The organism is Shewanella sp. ECSMB14102, assembly GCF_000813075.1.
In the GTDB taxonomy this organism is placed as follows: Bacteria; Pseudomonadota; Gammaproteobacteria; order Enterobacterales; family Shewanellaceae; genus Shewanella; species Shewanella indica.
In genome coordinates this window covers 32,624-48,933 of record NZ_JWGX01000005.1, presented here as the reverse complement: position 1 = coordinate 48,933, position 16,310 = coordinate 32,624, and the positions used below count along the sequence as shown (strand labels likewise).

Here is a 16,310-nt window from a genome sequence, read left to right as displayed (position 1 = left end):
GGAATCCCCGGCCAAACGTGATTTACAGAGAGTAGATTTTGACCCAGAACAACACTTCTCCAGCCGTTAAAGCTCCGGCCTCATTTGTGGCGCTGCTGCCACTATTTCTGTTTCTGGCGCTGTTTATCGGTGCCGGGGTCTATTTCCAAAGCCAAGGGGTAGATTTTGCCTTCTATCAGTTGCCAAGTCCGATAGCGATATTACCGGCGATTGTACTGGCCATTTTGCTGTCCAAGCAAAAGCTCAACCAGACCATGAACACCTTTATGGCGGGGATAGGCCACAACAACATCATCGCCATGTGCCTCATCTACCTGTTAGCCGGTGCTTTTGCCGCCGTAGCCAGTGCCACTGGAGGGGTCGATGCCACAGTTGCCCTGGGGCTTAAACTGATCCCGGCCAATCTGTTGCTGCCCGGTTTTTTCATTATCGCCGCCTTTATCGCCACCGCCATGGGCACCTCCATGGGCACGATTGCCGCTGTAGCCCCTATCGCACTCGGGGTTGCCGATCAGGCAGGGATTGAACTGCCACTGATGGCCGGCTCTGTGATGTCCGGCGCCCTGTTTGGTGACAACCTGTCTATTATCTCGGATACCACTATTGCCGCCACCCGCACTCAGGGCTGCGAAATGAGAGACAAGTTCCGCGAAAACCTGATCTTTGCCATTCCGGCGGCGATCGTGACCCTGCTGCTATTCGGTTTCCTATCTTCCGGTCAAGCCGAACTGCCACCGCAGGAGGTCGACTTTGTTAAGGTGTTGCCTTACTTGAGTATTCTGGTGCTGGCCGTCGCCGGGTTAAACGTATTTGTGGTACTGGCCATCGGCATTTTGCTGGCCGGGACCACGGGATTTCTCACTCAGGACTATTCGTTGCTGACCTTCGGCCAAGACATCTATAAAGGCTTTGGCAATATGCAGGAGATTTTTATCCTCTCCATGCTGGTTGGTGGTTTGGCAGCCCTGATGCAGCAGCAAGGTGGTCTGAGCTTTGTCAGCCAACAGATTGAAAAACTGATCGCCCGTTTCTCCCGCGCCAAAGGCGAAGCCTCCTGTCGTGCCGCCGAACTGGGTATGGCAGGAATTGTCGCCTTAACCAACTCCTGTGTGGCCAACAATACCGTCTCTATTGTGGTCAGTGGTGATATCGCCAAAGACCTGGCCGCCAAACATGGCGTGGCCCCGAAACGCGCCGCCAGTGTTCTGGATATTTTCGCCTGTATTATTCAGGGACTTATTCCCTACGGTGCCCAGGCCTTGCTGATAGCTTCCCACTTCAAGATCTCTCCCCTGGAAGCGGTTGCCAACACTTGGTACTGTATGATCCTGGCATTGGTCGCTGTAGTGATTGTGATACTGCGCCCCCGCAGTTAAACTAACAAATACAAAAACCAAACCGGTCCCTGCGACCGGTTTTTTGTCGCTGCCGTTTGGCAAGCATTATTGAATACTGATATTCAAACGAGCCACTGCATGCCCCCTTACGAGCAATATCACAAACAAGATCCGCAGCGCCTGGCATTTATGATGTCTCTGGTAGGCGTTAGCATAGCGGCACTGGGTATGATTTCTTCCTTTTGGGCCGCTTATGACAGTATGGGCAGTGCTATTTTCAACATGCGCATGGACAGACTGGGTGACTATTTAAGCTCGCCACTGGCCTATGTCTACAACATCTCGCTACTGCTCGGCGGTGCTTGCTTCACCTTGGCCATGGGAGGCCTCTGGTGGCAAAAGCACAGCGCGGCGGCCAACTTACTGTCAAGGTCGGGGATAGCTGTGGGGGTGGGGATAGCGGCGCTTGGTGTGTTTCCCTATAATGAACTCTTTGCTCACCAGTTGGCGGCCATCTTCTTTATTGCCAATACCTTGGTGATGTTTACTCTTTGCTGCTACTGCTTTGTTTCCCATCGAGCACTGTGTAACCTGCCGCTGTGCCTGTTTAGCCTGCTGGGAATAGTATCCGGTATTGGCTTGTTATCTCAGTTGCAATGGCCATCGATGAATTATGCCTCTTGCCCGGCGCAAACCCTCTGCCTTTCGGTATGGTTTATGTGGTTGCACTCCATTGCCACTGTGTTTGCCGGCCTCAGCCTATCGGCCACGGTTTATCGGCTGTGGCACTGGTCGCAGCCGACAAACGACTGATGTAACCCTGGCAATAAAGGCCTGCAATGACCCACGCAAGAGCATCTCAACAAGCCACAATCCGCCTCGCTCACTATCTGGCGCAAACCGGCCTATGTTCAAGGCGCGAAGCCGCCAGGCGCATCGAAGCCGGAGAGATTTTTCTGGGTGACAAACTCGCTAAACACACAGACAGAGTCACCCTCGCCACCGGGCAGCGCCATTGCCTCGAAAAGCTGTTTTATCTGGGCGAGCCCGTCGCCGCCCCGGCAGCTTACACTTATCTGCTATTCAATAAACCCGTCGGCATAGATTGCCGCCTAATCAAGGATGACCCGAGCAGTCTATTGCATCTATTGCCTCAGGATAAACGCCTGTATCCGGCCGGAAGACTGGATAAAGATTCCCGCGGCCTATTGCTGCTCAGCAACGACGGCGAGCTGACCCAGCAACTGATGCATCCGGATTTTTGCCACAGCAAACACTACCGGGTCACTCTGGAGCGAGCATTTACTGACGCGTTTATCCATGCCTTGAGAGCGCCTATGGATTACGGTTATGGCCAGGTGCGGGCATCACAAGTCACACCGATTTCGGCAAACAGTTTTGAAATTATTCTGACTCAGGGCAAGAAGCGGCAAATTCGCCGTATGTGTCGGCATTTGGGCTACAGAGTCACAGACCTCTGCCGTACCCGGATAATGGAGTTAACACTCGACCAGCTCGCCGAAGGGGAAGTTAGGGAGCTCAGCCATGCACAAATCGCTGCGCTTAAAGATGCAGTACAACCTTGACTAAACAGCTGTGTATTTTTTACGACTCTAAATTATTGGCAAAACCAAGCGCCTGGTTAACTGTATCAACCCAAAACAATATTGTTTGTGGCAACACTCACTCCTCATACTCTCTCAGACAAATCAGCTCTCACCCACGTCGATAGAGGACATTTATAGTGGCCCGTTGTCGCCCCTTGGTTGAACGCGCCATAGGCGGCTTATTGGTCAGCCTGGGGCTGGGATTGGCCTTTTCCTCTGTGGGACGTTCCTGAGCAGTTTCACCGTTAAGGCCGTCAGGGTTGACTGCCTTCACCATTCTTAGGTTCGCTTGCCCGGGAGGAGATGGCTTTATCTTCCTTCTCGACGCCGGGTTGCAACTCAGACAGAAGATCGGCAGCCTGCGTCACGGCAGCCAGATTCGCCTGATGCTCTTCTTCCTCCACAGTCTTGGATTCGACGCGATCTTCCTTACTGCGCCTGAACTCGCCATTGGCCTTGACCTCGGAATCATAGGGCAGATCCTCAATTCCCGGCAGTGAATCAGGAATATCGCTGGGGCTGACATCCACTATCTGTGAGCGGTTCATGGTGATCTTGTATCTGGCATAGCGCGGCGCCTGCTTGCCCTCTTTGAGTACGGCGACCAGATTTATCTGATAACGCCGCTCCACCGACTCGTTAGTTATCCTGCCATCGGTTTCGCTGTAAATTTTGGCCTTACCCCGTTCCAGATAGCGGGCAAAGGGCACTAAGCTGAACACCACCTGCTCCTGCAATGTGTTATAACCGGAGAGAAACTCGGTATCTGCCACCTTAGTTTGAATGCCGTAGTGAAGAATTTCAGCGTCAACCTTATTTTGGCTATGGCGCCGCCGGAGGATCTCTTTGACATCATCAGGGAGATCCCGACTACGCATAAACTCAAGCCAAATCAGCTGCTTGGCAATAAACTTCTGGTTGGTTGTATCCCTCAATATCCGACTCCAACGGGGGCGTCCCCGTTGGATATAGCGCCACAAAGCATTGCGGACATCATCTTTAAAGATCTCCCGCGCGCCGTAAATCAGCGCCAACACCAACACCAATACCAGAGTCACGCCGCTGAATATCCCCTGAGCCTTGATGATCAAGGCTGATACCACCAGCATCACCAGCGCGGTAGCCAACCCTGTGGTTAACTTTTTAAGCCCAGTGTTCAGAGGTTTAATCTCCTCTTTGAGCACCACCCCTTGCTGAATAAGCCGCCTGAGCAGCAACATCTTGTTGGCAATACGATTGGGATCTTGCAGGGTTTGCGCCGAGTTATAGAGTCGCTCGGCCCGATAGTGATTTTCTACCCGGCAGAGGGTGATCACCTTATCCGACACATGGCTAAAGTCACTGTTTCTGGGACCATGGGCCAACAGCTTCAACAACTGCTGTTCACAAAACCAGGATAAGTAGTTATCGGCATTCTCAAAATAGTGTTTCCATCTGGCATCGGCCGGTTCATTACGGCGAAACTTCTTCAGCAAAATCGCTGTCTGCTCGGTTAACTCCTCCAGCAAAGGATAGAAGTTTTCCGGCTCGGATTGCCGCGAAATCTCTTTGGCATCGTTCTCCATCGCCACCACAAACTGGTAGGCAAACAGGTTCAGATAGAGGCGAAACTCTTCGACGGTACGCTTCTTCTGGCTTACAAACCTGGATTGTACCAGGGGCAGATGCAGACCATCCGAGTAGTAAGAACGCCGTCCGAGAATGGCGCTGAAGTAGTATTCCTCTTCATTCAGGCTCTGCGGCCCTATGCCCATCTCCTTGGGCAGGGAAAAGTAGAGATCCAGCTTGCGCTGCTCCCCAACACCCATCAGATGACTGAATTTGATGGATAGATTTTCTTCCTGCTTGATACGTAGTTTGGACACAATAATGGAAAACTATCAATGAATTGATGAAAGAACCAGACTATAGCCCAAGCAACACGGGAATGGGATAGCGCACAGGCGTTAACTGAAAGGAAATGGTGAAATCGTCAGCAAAAATTCAGCCGTCAATGGATCAGGCGGCAGCCACATACTGTGTTACTCGGTTGGAACAACACAATAGCATAGTCTTTGGCTTCATCGGCATCAAGGATCTCCAGTGCCAGGTGATGCAGGCCTTCATTACTGAGGTTGAAGCTGGAAACATAAGAAAGGTATTGCATATGGGCGGGCCTTGCGCCCTTGCCGGAAAGCTCCTGTTTATCTGTAACCAGGATTTGATAACGCCCCGCCTCTTCCGAAGCCAGTTGCCCCTGCATCAAAATGCTGCCGGCCGGGGTGCCATCCATGTTGAAGTAGCGATAGTTGACCAGAGCTCGCTTGCCTTTGGTCTGCAGATCCAGCAGCAGGTAGTGCTGCGCATCTTCGCCCTCGTTCAACTGCCGGTCGTAGAGTTCAGAGCTGCAATTAAGCGCCAAAGCGGGCGCTGTTTGACTGAAACGATAGATCACCAGCAAACAGCCGAGCAAAAAGATCAGGATCAGCAAATTTATCACCCAAAGCCAACGTCTAGCCACAGAGATCAACCTCCTTAAGCCAAGGTACACTGACAAATGCCTTGACCTGACGTCCATCGCTTATTTTGAGATTGCGTACCACGGACTGTCCCAAATACTCGCCTCTCAATGTGAGGTTAAGGACTTGTTTGTCATGGGAAAGAGAGACATATAATTTGCGCCAAGGGCTGCTCTTACACTGAGCCAATGCCGAGGTCAGCACCTTGCCCTGTTCGGTCAACAACTGATTGTTGGTACGGGAATTGGAGTAGAAAAACAGCTCCATTCTCTGACCAGATAGCAGTGTCAATTCCTGCTTGTTCAGTGGGATAGTGGGTACCACTCTGGGTAAACGATACAGATAGAAGACACTGAGACCAAGCATGAGTATCAGTACCAAGCCCACCAGCAGTTGCTTGGGACCGGCATTCAACCTGGACTCCAGCACTCCCGCGGGTTTACGGGCCACAGATGAGCGTAGCAGATACCCCTGCCCCTTGACCGTTTCAATCAAAGACTCATATTCGGGCCCCAGAAAGGCACGCAACATACAGACAGCACGGGCTACAGACGAATCACTCAAAGGGGGATGATTGTCATCACCGGCGCGCAACTCGATACGGGAGACCAAACGTCCCTGATTGGCAAGCAGGAGTTTCAGCACCTGCAACTCCGCCCGAGGGAGATGCCAACTGTCTCCCCTGCCTTTGTGTTGTAACTCACCGCTGGCTTCATCAAACCAGCAGTCGCCTATCTGCATCATCTTCCTCCTGTTTTATATGAACATGAGTGTATGCAAGAAATCTAATCACTACTGTGATCCTCATAACCCTGACACAGGAAAAAGTTTAAAAAGTGATCCAACTCAGGCAAGGAAGCAAGCAAGAGGGAAGCAAGTAGCGTTTTGTGAACCAGTTCCCATGGTTGAAGGCTTTGAAAACAGGCCTGAAGATTGATAAACCAGCCATTAATTAACATGAATAAAACAAATAAGGTGATTCTGCCCAACCCTTAATCCTCAAAAAGGATTAAGAATAGCCACTCTAATCACCTTAAAAGGTTAAAACTCCAGTCTTTGACAACTCAATATTCATGCGCGCTAAATCACAACCTTCATATCTTATCCCCCTAATCTGAATACAACCGACCCGGTCGGGAAAAACAAAGACAACAAAGGGTGATAAATATGAGCATTAACAGACGTCAGGCCCTGGGCCAGATTATCGGAATTAGCGCCGCAGCAGCCGGAGCCAGCCTTACGGCCACTTGCGCCTTTGCTGCCACGGATGAGTCAGGAAACTACCGCCTGGAGTTGGGTGAAAAACTCAAATATGCTCCATTGGATCCTATGGAGACAGCCAAACTGGCTTATGAAACCGGCGGTGGCTGTATGCATCAGGTATTTCACGCCACTGTGACCATGCTGGCTCGGTCTGCCAGTGTCGATGCCGACAAGTTTGCCACTATTCCAACGGCGCTGGCCGGCTACGGTTTTGCCGGTGTTACCGGCCAAGGCACGCTTTGCGGTAACCTCAATGCAGTAGGTATGTTGGTTAATATTCTCGATGACATTAATGGCCAAAACTCCGCCGTCATAGGTTCCTTGTTCCGTTACTACGAAAATACCGAACTGCCTTTGTCCAGCGATGAGTTCGTTGCCGGTATTGGCTCCACCGCCGAAAAGACTGCCCTGGTGGTCAAATCCTCGGTAGCCAACAGCGTATTGTGTCACTCCTCTATCAGTAACTGGTCCAAGGCCTCAGGCAAGACCTTCTCTGAAAAAGGTGAACGTTGCTATCGTTTGTCGGCCTCTATTGCCTATCACTTAGTGGAACTCTTGAACCGAGCCTACAAGGGTGAAGACTTGGGCGCCCTGCCTGAAAGTAAACCCAGCTCAGAAGCCCAGAGCTGTCAGAGCTGTCATGGCTCCACAAGTACTATGGGACCTGCCGCCAGCGTCAAGACAGACATGGAATGTACCACCTGTCATACCGGGCACTTTAACTGAGGATTATCCAATGAAAATCAGCTATCTGAGCCTGCTGCTCGGCTCGGCCCTGCTATTGGGAGGCTGTGGCAGCGATGATGACAACAATAATGGTGGCGGTGAGATCACGCCTCCGCCACCACCTGTGGAAAAACCCAGTCAGGATATCGCCGAAGCAAGTAGTATTGAGTTGACTCTCAACAGCTTCGACCCAGATTCAGGCCAGGTCACCTTTGCCCTGCAAAACGCCGAAGGCAAAGCGCTCACCAATGCCGCCAAGTACCAAATCACCTACTTTGGCTATCCGGCAGAAGAGCAAGCTTCCACCAAGCCCAAAGCCTGGAAACGCTGGCATGTAACCTATGGTTACAGCTGCGACCCGACAACCGAGTGCGCCGAGCCGCTGCAGGCTCTGGAAAGTGCCGGCAGCTACAGTTTCAGTCCATCAGGGCTCGACTGGGACGCTAATGCTGCTACTGGCGCGGTTAGCCGTTACAAGGTAGCCATAGAGGTGTTCGGAACTGAAATCAGCAATGAAGTGACGCTCTATTCTCCCACTACAGACGTAAACTAAAGGTCACCAATCCCAAATGCCGCTGATCAATGAGAGCAACGGCATTTGGGACTCCTCCTCCTCCTCAAACTCAGTCATACGACAGGCCCAAAGATGATTGCCTGGACTCAGTTGAATAAGTGAATAGTCGGCCAAAATATCCATCTCCAGAACATGCAACCTGAGCTCCAATTTACCCGACTGAGCCAAAGCCTTATTGATAGCCTCCCGCATTGCCATCAAGTATGGAGGGAGTTCTTCTTCACCTAATAGCAGTTTATCCTGATAGGGTTCCAGACTCATCATATAGCTTAGTGAACCAAGCTCAACGCCTTCTATAGTACCTGCCAGCTCAATACCCGCCCACGGCTCATTATCATAGCGATAGCTGACCTTCAGTCTGGTCTGCCCATTTTCTGTGGTTATCCCAAGCCTGAGTTTCTCCCCTCCCCTTGGTCCCCCGGCTTTGCCGGGGTTAATTAAACTCGCTTCACAATTAAAGCTTGGGTTTAGATACTTGGAAATCAAGGTGTCAACCGCCAGGATACCCACAACAAATAACAGCAGTAACAACAGCAATATCCAGCTCCGGTTTTGGCGTAAGCGCCACGGCAGAGTCGATTCAGTCACAGCGCAACGCCTCCTTCAACCAAGTATGCTCGGGGGCACAATCATTCATCTGAGACATGGTCAACTTGTAAGCTTTAAAGTACTCCCCTTGGTCACTTTCTCCCTTGAGCACCATACTCAATACCTTACTGTCATCACTGAGGGAAATGGAAATCGTACGCCAGCTATCAGGGCAAGGAGCCAGCCAGCCTTCAATGTTCTGAGTCAGATCTTTCAATGTCGCCAATGCCTTGGGTTCGCCATAGAGACGCAGGAAGGTAGTATTGCCCGAAGGGTGCGCGAGTTTTATCACTTCATCCGGCGTTTCCAGATAGCGCAGCGGTCCGACTCTGGACGATAGAAAAAACAATACCAACCCACTCAGCAGTAACATCCAAAAAAAATGATACCAGGGTGCCTTTCCCTTTAAAAACAGAGAGATTGGTTTACTTTTTCGAGTTTTGCTGTGCAGTAAAAAACCTTGCCGGTCGATGGGCTCCAACAGGCCACAGTAATCAGGCCCCAGGTATTGGCGGATACGGGCCACCGCTTGTTCCAATAAATGCTCTTGGTTGACGGGAATGCCCGCCTCCTGCAGCAATTGCATTCTGGAAACCACCTTGCCCTGATGGCTCAACAAAACACTCAACACACATTGCTCTATTTCAGACAAGACCCAAATCTTACCGGACCCAGTATGTTTGAGCGTGCCGGTATCGGCATCAAACCAACAGCAACCTATCTGCATGGCATTGCTCAGCAGCAAATGAATGGCGGCAGTATAAGGAAAAAAAACACCCATCCAGAGTGATCTGCATGGGTGTTTTCAGGCTTTTAAGAAAAGCGTGAACCTTCTCTCAGACTTTTCTCACGATTAAAACTTTGTTAATTAACAATATGATACATGCTTTTCTAAAATGTAGAACTGTTAAGCCAGAGATGTATCAGAATACTGGCGATATAACCTAGGGCGATAACAGGCGTCCACTTGAGGTGAGCCCCAAAAGTATAAATGCCCCTCGCTTGCCCCATCAGAGCGACCCCTGCAGCACTGCCGATAGACAGCAAACTGCCCCCGACTCCGGCAGTCAGGGTTACCAGCAACCATTGCCCCAGAGCCATATCCGGATTCATGGTCAGTACGGCAAACATCACAGGAATGTTGTCTATGATGGAAGACAACACCCCAATGGCGATATTGGCATAAGTGGGATCCCACTGGGTGTACATGGCGTGAGACACCATACTCAGATAGCCCATAAAGCCCAAGCCGCCGACACAGAGCACCACGCCATAGAAGAACAGCAAAGTATCCCATTCGGCTCTGGCAATACGGCTGAAGACATCGAAAGGCACCACGTTACCCAGTTGCTCCAGACGCTTTTCATCCTGCATCAGGCGCGCCTTCTCCTGCGCCCTTGCCAATGCTTTGGGGAAATTCTTCCTCAGGTAGAAGCCAAAGCACTGCAGTAGTCCAAGGCCTGTCATCATGCCCATCACAGGTGGCAGCCCCAACAATGAATGAGCACAAACAGCCATAGAAATAGTAAACAGGAACAGCAGTACTATCCGCTTGGCGCCTGTCTTGGTATAAACTTTTTCAACCAGGGCATCGGATTTTTCCCTGGAAATAAACAGGCTCATGATCAGCGCCGGCACCAGGAAGTTCACCAGTGATGGCAGGAACAGCTTAAAGAACTCGGAAAAGTGCACCATGCCCTTTTGCCACACCATCAAAGTGGTGATATCCCCAAAGGGACTGAAGGCACCACCGGCGTTGGCCGCCACCACTATGTTGATACAGGACAGGGTGATAAAACGGCGATTATCGGCGCCCATTTTCATTACCACGGCGCACATCAATAATGCCGTGGTCAGGTTATCGGCGATAGGTGAGATAAAGAAGGCCAATAAGCCGGTAAGCCAAAATATCTGGTATAAACTGAAGCCCTTGCCGACCATCCAACAACGTAAAGCATCAAACAACCGCCGCTCTTCCATCGCGTTGATATAGGTCATTGCTACCAGCAAAAACAGCAACAATTCGGCATATTCGAGCAGGTTATGCTTAAAAGCTGCCTCGGCCACTTCCGACATACCGTTTTGGGTATAGATATAACCTATCATGCCCCAGATAAGACCGGCGGCGACCAATACAGGCTTGGACTTCCTCAGGTGCAGTTTCTCCTCCCCCATCACCAGCAAATAGGCGATGGTAAATAGAGTCAGTGCCAGATACCCCACAGTTGAGTCGGTCAGGTTCAGATTATTTACGGCTTCCGTGCTAGCCAGGACCGCAGGCGAAAACAGTCCGGACAAAATTCCTCCTAAGGCTGCGCAGCCCCCATGCAAACGCATCAACTTCATTTCAATGATCTCTCGGTAGGAAATTAACTAAAACCTAGCACAGAGACAGGAAATCAAATCTTGATAAAACGCAAATTTCTGTAATTTAAGTGAGCAAGCCCAAGCCTTAAGCGGCAGACAACTGAAGAAAGGTTACCAAGGACTGGCAAAAAAACACCATAGATCACAAAAGCGCCCGCAGGCGCTTTTATCTGGTTCACACTTTTTTATATCACGACTTTTTAGAAGGAGTACAGCAGTGTCATGTTGGTTTCGGTATCTGTGCTCTTTTTGTCATCCAGCGGATCGCTGTTATAACGCACGACCACGGCGAACTTCATCGCCAATGCACCTATGATATTAGCGGTCAACGAAGTCTCGGAACGCGCGTCGAGCTTGTCACCATAGTCAGCAACAAACATCTGGCGGAATTTGGAGGTCTTGCTGATCTCAAGCTCATAGTTAATCACTCCGTGAGCCACCCAGCTGGCATCTGAGTTGTAACCCAGAATAGCCCGCTGCTCACTGTCCAGACGCTGATACTGGTAACCAGGACCTATCTCGGCATCCAGGAAACTCTTGCTGCCCTGGAAAACCCGGTAGCCGTAACCGGCTGCGCTGTTGAATTTATAATCATAACCTGTAAAGGGATCGGCTTCGTAACTGGTGTTGGCAAACAGATAACTGCGCTCATCCAGACGGTAGTTGCCCTGAACGCCACCAAAGTAACGCTTGGCGGTAACTTCTTCAGAATCTTCCTTATACAGACCTTCGAGCAGATACTGGTTTTCCCAGTTACCCAGTTCGTGTTTCATCGCCAGGCGACCCTTCACCGAAGAGGTATCAGTGTTACCTGTGGTCAGGGTAGCACCCAACTCCGCCTCACCGGCAAATGTTTTATCACCTTCGACAAAGTCGGCCCCTGCGTGAGCAAATGGTGCGACCAGCAGAATGGCTGCAGCGCTAAGCAGTTTTTTCATTCTTGTGCATCTCCGTTCAAAGCAATCCCTAAAAAAACGGGCGCCATCTTAACATCTACAGCGAAAAATACGAAACAGCTCGCATTTTTCAGCCGAAAAACCTGATTGCGTACACTATCTTGATAACAATGGCCCCCAATCATGCCCGCAACCCGGCCGCAGACATCAGTAGTCGCAATAGCGAAGAGACACTCAGCAAAGAAAGAACACTCAAGCACCAAAGCAGCAGCATCCAGCAGCCTGGACGGCTATCGAGCCAAGCCTTAGCGGGGGCCAACAGCCGGATGGCCCGGCCCCTCAAAGCATTAATGATAGGCATCATCGGCGCTCACCTTGCCGCGGAACACATAATAGGTCCAGCAGGTATAGACCAAAATAATCGGGATAATGAACAGGGCCCCCACCAGCATAAAACCTTGGCTCTGGGGCGGTGACGAGGCCTGCCAAATGCTGATTCCCGGTGGAATAATGTAGGGCCAGATGCTGATCCCAAGACCGCAGAACCCCAGTAACACCAACAGCAGCGTCATCACAAAGGGTTGGTAAGTATCTTGCCTTTGCAGCCCCAGGTACAGATTCCATCCCAGCAGCGCCGTCAACAAAGGCACGGGTGAGAGGAAAATAAGGTTCGGCAGTGAAAACCAACGCTCGGCGATTTGGGGATGTGCCAAAGGCGTCCAGATACTGACCAGCACTATGGCCACCAACAAGCCTATGAGCAAAGAGCGGCTCAGCAGAAACATCTGTTGCTGCAGATGCCCCTGGGTCTTCATGATCAGCCAACTGCTGCCAAGGAGCCCGTAAGCGACCACCAGGCCGACACCGCATAAAAGCGGGAAAGGCGCCAGCCAGTCGAGCTGCGAGCCGGCAAAGCTGCGATCTATGACGGGGAAACCGGATATCACAGCCCCCAGCACCACCCCCTGAAAGAAGGTCGCAGCCACAGAGCCGATGGCAAACGCCCTGTCCCAGGCTTTTCTGTGGCCTTCAAATGCCTTGAAGCGAAACTCAAACGCCAAGCCTCGAAAGATAAGCGCCACCAGCATAAAGGTCAGCGGAATCGCCAAGGCATCGATAATCACCGCATAAGCCAGCGGAAAGGCACCGAACAATGCGGCCCCGCCCAATACCAGCCAGGTTTCATTGCCGTCCCACACGGGCGCCACTGAGTTCACCATGATATCTTTGTCATCCCTGTCTTCAACCAAGGGCAGCAGTATCCCCACTCCCAGGTCGAAACCATCCATGACTATGTACATCAAGGTGGCGAAAATAATAATCACAAACCAGATAACAGCCAGATCGATACCCATACTCAGCTCTCCTTAATGCAGCTCGTCGCTGTGAAACTGTGAAATTCGCCCGACCAACGCCGGGCTTTCGGATAAGGCTTCCTCGACCTTGGGCCCCTGACGGATAAGATTGAGCAGATAGAGATACCCCAAACCAAACACCAGGCTGTAGACTACAAAGAACCCCAGCAGGCTCAGGCTCATATGCAGCTCGCCATGGGCGGAGACCGCATCCTGGGTGCGCATTACCCCATGAATGATCCAGGGTTGCCGCCCCACTTCCGTGGTTATCCAACCGGCCAACAGCGCTATGAGTCCCGATGGTCCCATGAACAGACTGAAGCGCAGAAACCAGCGGCGCTGGTACAGGCCACCACTGTGTCTTAGCCAAAGGCTGACGACACCGAGCAGCAGCATCAACATGCCCAGTCCGACCATGACCCGAAATGACCAAAAGACGATAGGGACATTGGGCCTGTCTTCCACGGCAAATTCCTTCAGCGCCGGCACCTGGGCCTGGCTGTCGTGCATCAAGATCAAACTGGCCAGCGCCGGGATCTTGAGGGCATAGTCAGTGGTTTCTGTCTCCATATTGGGCCAGCCAAACAGGATAAGCGGTGTCGGCTCACCCGAGCTGTTGTCCCAGTGGCCTTCCATGGCGGCGACTTTAGCCGGTTGATGCTCCAGGGTATTGAGCCCGTGAATATCCCCAAGCAAGGCCTGCAAAGGTGCACAGGCGAGGATCATCCACAGCGCCATGGAGAACATCTTGCGCACCGCCGGGTTGTCGTTGCCTTTAAGCAAGTGCCAGGCGCCCGATGCCGCCACCATCAAGGCGCAGCAGATAAAGGCGGCCACCGCCATATGCGAAAGACGCGGAATAAAGGAAGGGTTGAAGATAACCGCCAACCAGTCTGTCGGTACTACTTGACCGACTTCAATGACAAAGCCCTGGGGCGTGTGCATCCAACTGTTGGAGGCCAAGATCCAGAACATGGACATTAGGGTGCCGAGGGCAACCATGCAGGTGGAAAAGAAGTGCAGCTGATCGCCGACTTTCTTCCAGCCAAACAGCATCACCCCCAAAAATCCGGCTTCTAGGAAGAAGGCGGTCAACACTTCATAGGTCAAAAGAGGGCCGGTAATACTGCCGGCAAACTCGGAAAAACCGCTCCAGTTGGTGCCGAACTGGTAAGCCATCACCAAGCCGGAAACCACCCCCATACCAAAGTTGACCGCAAATACCTTGGACCAAAAATGATACAACTGCTTGTATAGCGGATTACGCTTTTTGAGCCAAAGCCCTTCCAGTACCGCGAGATAACTTGCCAGGCCAATGGTGATGGCCGGGAAGATAATGTGAAAAGAAACCGTGAAGGCAAACTGTATGCGTGCCATTTCGAGTGCATCCAGTCCAAACATGAACCACCTCAAAGGGTCAATAAACCTGGCAGGCATCTTAAGGACTGAGACAAAACTATAATAGATACAGAAAATACGATTTTATATATAACAGATTGAATAATTGTTATGCTGGACACGGGCAATAAAGCAGAGTAAACCATGGCCAAATATGAAACCCTGATCCAGCAATTGAGGCAGCAGATACAGAGCGGTGTCTGGCAGGTGGGTGACCGCTTACCTTCACTCAGGGAGCAGACTCAGCAGAGCCAGATGAGTTTGATGACAGTGATGCATGCCTATCAGGTGTTGGAGAGCCAGGGTTGGATAATCTCCCGCCCCCGCTCAGGTTACTTTGTCGCCCCGAAAGTGGCTGCCCCCAAGCCTCAAGGTCTGCATCAGTCCAGTGCTGTGACCCGCGCCGAGTCGGTGGATATCAACGCCTTTATCTTTGAGGTGTTGCAGGCCAGTCGCGATCCGGGGATCACGGGGTTTGGCTCCGCCTACCCGGACCCCGGGCTGTCGCCCCACAAACAGTTGAACCGGGCCTTGATTTCAAGCGCCAGGACCCTGGATTCCGCCAGCGCTCTGGACAATCTGCCACCCGGGAACCCGGCGCTCAGGCATATCATAGCCCAGCGCTACGCGGCGCAGGGAATGAGCATCTCGCCGGATGAAATAGTGATCACCGCGGGGGCACTGGAGGCATTGAACCTGAGCCTGCAGGCGGTTACCCGTCCCGGGGATTGGGTGGTGATAGAAAACCCCGCCTTTTACGGCGCGCTGCAGTCGCTGGAGCGCCTCGGCCTCAAGGCGCTCGCCATTCGCACCCATCCCCAGGAAGGAATAGATCTACAGTCTCTGGCCCAGGCGCTGCAAACTCACAGGGTCAAGGCCTGCTGGTTGATGACCAACTTTCAAAATCCCCTTGGCTGCAGTATGAGCGATGACAAGAAGCGTCGTTTGCTGAAACTCTTGCAGGAACACGACTGCTTTTTGATTGAAGACGATGTCTACAGTGAACTCTATTTTGGCAAGGAGAAGCCCCTGCCGGCCAAGGCCTTCGACCCGGACAATAGAACCCTGCACTGCGGCTCCTTCTCCAAGTCTCTGGTGGGCGGTTTTCGCGTCGGTTGGGTAGCCGCCGGCAAGATGGCGCTCAGTATTCAAAAACTGCAACTGATGAGCACCCTGGCCACCAGCACCCCGGTGCAATTGGCACTGGCCCATTACCTGTCGACCCGCAGTTATGAGACCCACCTGCGACAATTGAGGCGCACCCTGGAGCAGCGAAAGTTTGCCACCTGGCAGGCATTGAAGAGCCGCTTACCCGACAGTGTCAGAGTGCATTATGGCGATGGCGGCTATTTTCTCTGGGTAGAGTTACCCGAGGGGCGGGACACCACAGAGCTTTATCGCCAGGCACTCTGGCAAGGAATAAGCCTGGCGCCGGGACAGATGTTCTCGGCGCACCGGGAGTTCAGCCACTGTTTTCGCATCAATGCCTCACTGCCTGGCGGGCCAAAATTGGAGCAATCGATAGCCAGCCTAGCCAAGCTTATCAAAAAGGCGTTGTGATGACTCAAGAGCCATCCGGAAAACACTCCGCCAACCTCAGCCCTATCACCCAAGTGTGTCGTAACAGCCAAGGCGCAACAACTAGCGCCCACCTCGGATTTACACTCTGGAAGCTAAAAGTAAAAAAGCCCGCGAATGCGG

At 51.9% G+C, this 16,310-nt stretch carries 16 protein-coding genes; 6 read left to right on the top strand and 10 right to left on the bottom strand.

The window, feature by feature from the left end:
- Nucleotides 1-38: 38 nt before the first annotated feature.
- The 3 genes from RC73_RS02105 to RC73_RS02095 all read left to right on the top strand — a co-directional run bounded on the left by RC73_RS02105 (nucleotide 39) and on the right by RC73_RS02095 (nucleotide 2,923).
- On the top strand, nucleotides 39-1,376 hold the full coding sequence (locus tag RC73_RS02105; RefSeq protein ID WP_039033083.1) for a Na+/H+ antiporter NhaC family protein: 1,338 nt from the start codon (nucleotides 39-41) through the stop codon (nucleotides 1,374-1,376).
- Between the two features lie 99 nt (nucleotides 1,377-1,475).
- Nucleotides 1,476-2,150: a hypothetical protein gene (locus RC73_RS02100; protein ID WP_052247930.1), complete on the top strand. Its 675-nt coding sequence runs from the start codon at nucleotides 1,476-1,478 to the stop codon at nucleotides 2,148-2,150.
- Nucleotides 2,151-2,209: 59 nt separating this feature from the next.
- Complete coding sequence (locus RC73_RS02095; protein ID WP_039033186.1) at nucleotides 2,210-2,923, top strand: RNA pseudouridine synthase; 714 nt, start codon at nucleotides 2,210-2,212, stop codon at nucleotides 2,921-2,923.
- Between the two features lie 275 nt (nucleotides 2,924-3,198).
- Here the strand turns inward: RC73_RS02095 and RC73_RS02090 are convergent, their stop codons facing one another.
- The 3 genes from RC73_RS02090 to RC73_RS02080 all read right to left on the bottom strand — a co-directional run bounded on the left by RC73_RS02090 (nucleotide 3,199) and on the right by RC73_RS02080 (nucleotide 6,183).
- Nucleotides 3,199-4,809: a hypothetical protein gene (locus RC73_RS02090; protein WP_234500972.1), complete on the bottom strand. Its 1,611-nt coding sequence runs from the start codon at nucleotides 4,807-4,809 to the stop codon at nucleotides 3,199-3,201.
- A gap of 125 nt (nucleotides 4,810-4,934) precedes the next feature.
- Nucleotides 4,935-5,444 carry a hypothetical protein gene (locus RC73_RS02085; RefSeq protein ID WP_039033082.1) on the bottom strand — a complete coding sequence of 170 codons (510 nt, stop codon included), beginning with the start codon at nucleotides 5,442-5,444 and terminating at the stop codon, nucleotides 4,935-4,937.
- Nucleotides 5,437-6,183, bottom strand: coding sequence for a winged helix-turn-helix domain-containing protein (locus RC73_RS02080; protein WP_039033081.1), 747 nt, complete (start codon nucleotides 6,181-6,183; stop codon nucleotides 5,437-5,439). The genes RC73_RS02085 and RC73_RS02080 overlap by 8 nt, the downstream gene beginning before the upstream one ends.
- Before the next feature lie 426 nt (nucleotides 6,184-6,609).
- Here RC73_RS02080 and RC73_RS02070 point away from each other — a divergent pair, with 426 nt between their 5' ends.
- Nucleotides 6,610-7,431: a hypothetical protein gene (locus RC73_RS02070; protein WP_039033079.1), complete on the top strand. Its 822-nt coding sequence runs from the start codon at nucleotides 6,610-6,612 to the stop codon at nucleotides 7,429-7,431.
- A 10-nt stretch (nucleotides 7,432-7,441) separates the two neighbouring features.
- Nucleotides 7,442-7,984 (top strand): hypothetical protein, encoded by a 543-nt coding sequence (locus tag RC73_RS02065; RefSeq protein ID WP_039033078.1) that lies wholly within the window; start codon nucleotides 7,442-7,444, stop codon nucleotides 7,982-7,984.
- Between the two features lie 3 nt (nucleotides 7,985-7,987).
- Here the strand turns inward: RC73_RS02065 and RC73_RS02060 are convergent, their stop codons facing one another.
- The 7 genes from RC73_RS02060 to RC73_RS02030 form a co-directional block, all read right to left on the bottom strand.
- A complete protein-coding gene (locus tag RC73_RS02060; protein ID WP_039033077.1) occupies nucleotides 7,988-8,593 on the bottom strand; it encodes a hypothetical protein in 606 nt (201 codons plus the stop codon).
- A complete protein-coding gene (locus RC73_RS19770; RefSeq protein WP_052247929.1) occupies nucleotides 8,586-9,374 on the bottom strand; it encodes a winged helix-turn-helix domain-containing protein in 789 nt (262 codons plus the stop codon). Before RC73_RS19770 ends, RC73_RS02060 begins: the two co-directional genes overlap by 8 nt.
- 110 nt (nucleotides 9,375-9,484) lie before the next feature.
- The gene (gene nhaD / locus RC73_RS02050; RefSeq protein WP_039033076.1) at nucleotides 9,485-10,939 is read right to left on the bottom strand and encodes a sodium:proton antiporter NhaD; all 1,455 of its coding nucleotides are present in this window, start codon (nucleotides 10,937-10,939) and stop codon (nucleotides 9,485-9,487) included.
- A 221-nt stretch (nucleotides 10,940-11,160) separates the two neighbouring features.
- Complete coding sequence (locus RC73_RS02045; RefSeq protein WP_039033075.1) at nucleotides 11,161-11,898, bottom strand: DUF481 domain-containing protein; 738 nt, start codon at nucleotides 11,896-11,898, stop codon at nucleotides 11,161-11,163.
- Between the two features lie 139 nt (nucleotides 11,899-12,037).
- Complete coding sequence (locus RC73_RS21065) at nucleotides 12,038-12,130, bottom strand: DUF2474 family protein (RefSeq protein WP_226684478.1); 93 nt, start codon at nucleotides 12,128-12,130, stop codon at nucleotides 12,038-12,040.
- A gap of 73 nt (nucleotides 12,131-12,203) precedes the next feature.
- Nucleotides 12,204-13,211: a cytochrome d ubiquinol oxidase subunit II gene (cydB, locus tag RC73_RS02035; RefSeq protein WP_039033073.1), complete on the bottom strand. Its 1,008-nt coding sequence runs from the start codon at nucleotides 13,209-13,211 to the stop codon at nucleotides 12,204-12,206.
- 12 nt (nucleotides 13,212-13,223) lie between these two features.
- A complete protein-coding gene (locus tag RC73_RS02030; RefSeq protein ID WP_039033072.1) occupies nucleotides 13,224-14,612 on the bottom strand; it encodes a cytochrome ubiquinol oxidase subunit I in 1,389 nt (462 codons plus the stop codon).
- 141 nt (nucleotides 14,613-14,753) lie between these two features.
- Here RC73_RS02030 and RC73_RS02025 point away from each other — a divergent pair, with 141 nt between their 5' ends.
- A complete protein-coding gene (locus RC73_RS02025) occupies nucleotides 14,754-16,169 on the top strand; it encodes an aminotransferase-like domain-containing protein (protein WP_039033071.1) in 1,416 nt (471 codons plus the stop codon).
- Nucleotides 16,170-16,310: the final 141 nt, after the last annotated feature.

Coding starts and splice junctions, on each gene's coding strand:
- RC73_RS02025 (WP_039033071.1), top strand. CDS start 14,754: ATGGCCAAATATGAAACCCTGATCCAGCAATTGAGGCAGCAGATACAG.
- RC73_RS02070 (WP_039033079.1), top strand. CDS start 6,610: ATGAGCATTAACAGACGTCAGGCCCTGGGCCAGATTATCGGAATTAGC.
- RC73_RS21065 (WP_226684478.1), bottom strand. CDS start 12,130: ATGCTGCTGCTTTGGTGCTTGAGTGTTCTTTCTTTGCTGAGTGTCTCT.
- nhaD (WP_039033076.1), bottom strand. CDS start 10,939: ATGAAGTTGATGCGTTTGCATGGGGGCTGCGCAGCCTTAGGAGGAATT.
- RC73_RS02045 (WP_039033075.1), bottom strand. CDS start 11,898: ATGAAAAAACTGCTTAGCGCTGCAGCCATTCTGCTGGTCGCACCATTT.
- RC73_RS02030 (WP_039033072.1), bottom strand. CDS start 14,612: ATGTTTGGACTGGATGCACTCGAAATGGCACGCATACAGTTTGCCTTC.
- RC73_RS19770 (WP_052247929.1), bottom strand. CDS start 9,374: ATGGGTGTTTTTTTTCCTTATACTGCCGCCATTCATTTGCTGCTGAGC.
- RC73_RS02080 (WP_039033081.1), bottom strand. CDS start 6,183: ATGCAGATAGGCGACTGCTGGTTTGATGAAGCCAGCGGTGAGTTACAA.
- cydB (WP_039033073.1), bottom strand. CDS start 13,211: ATGGGTATCGATCTGGCTGTTATCTGGTTTGTGATTATTATTTTCGCC.
- RC73_RS02065 (WP_039033078.1), top strand. CDS start 7,442: ATGAAAATCAGCTATCTGAGCCTGCTGCTCGGCTCGGCCCTGCTATTG.
- RC73_RS02100 (WP_052247930.1), top strand. CDS start 1,476: ATGCCCCCTTACGAGCAATATCACAAACAAGATCCGCAGCGCCTGGCA.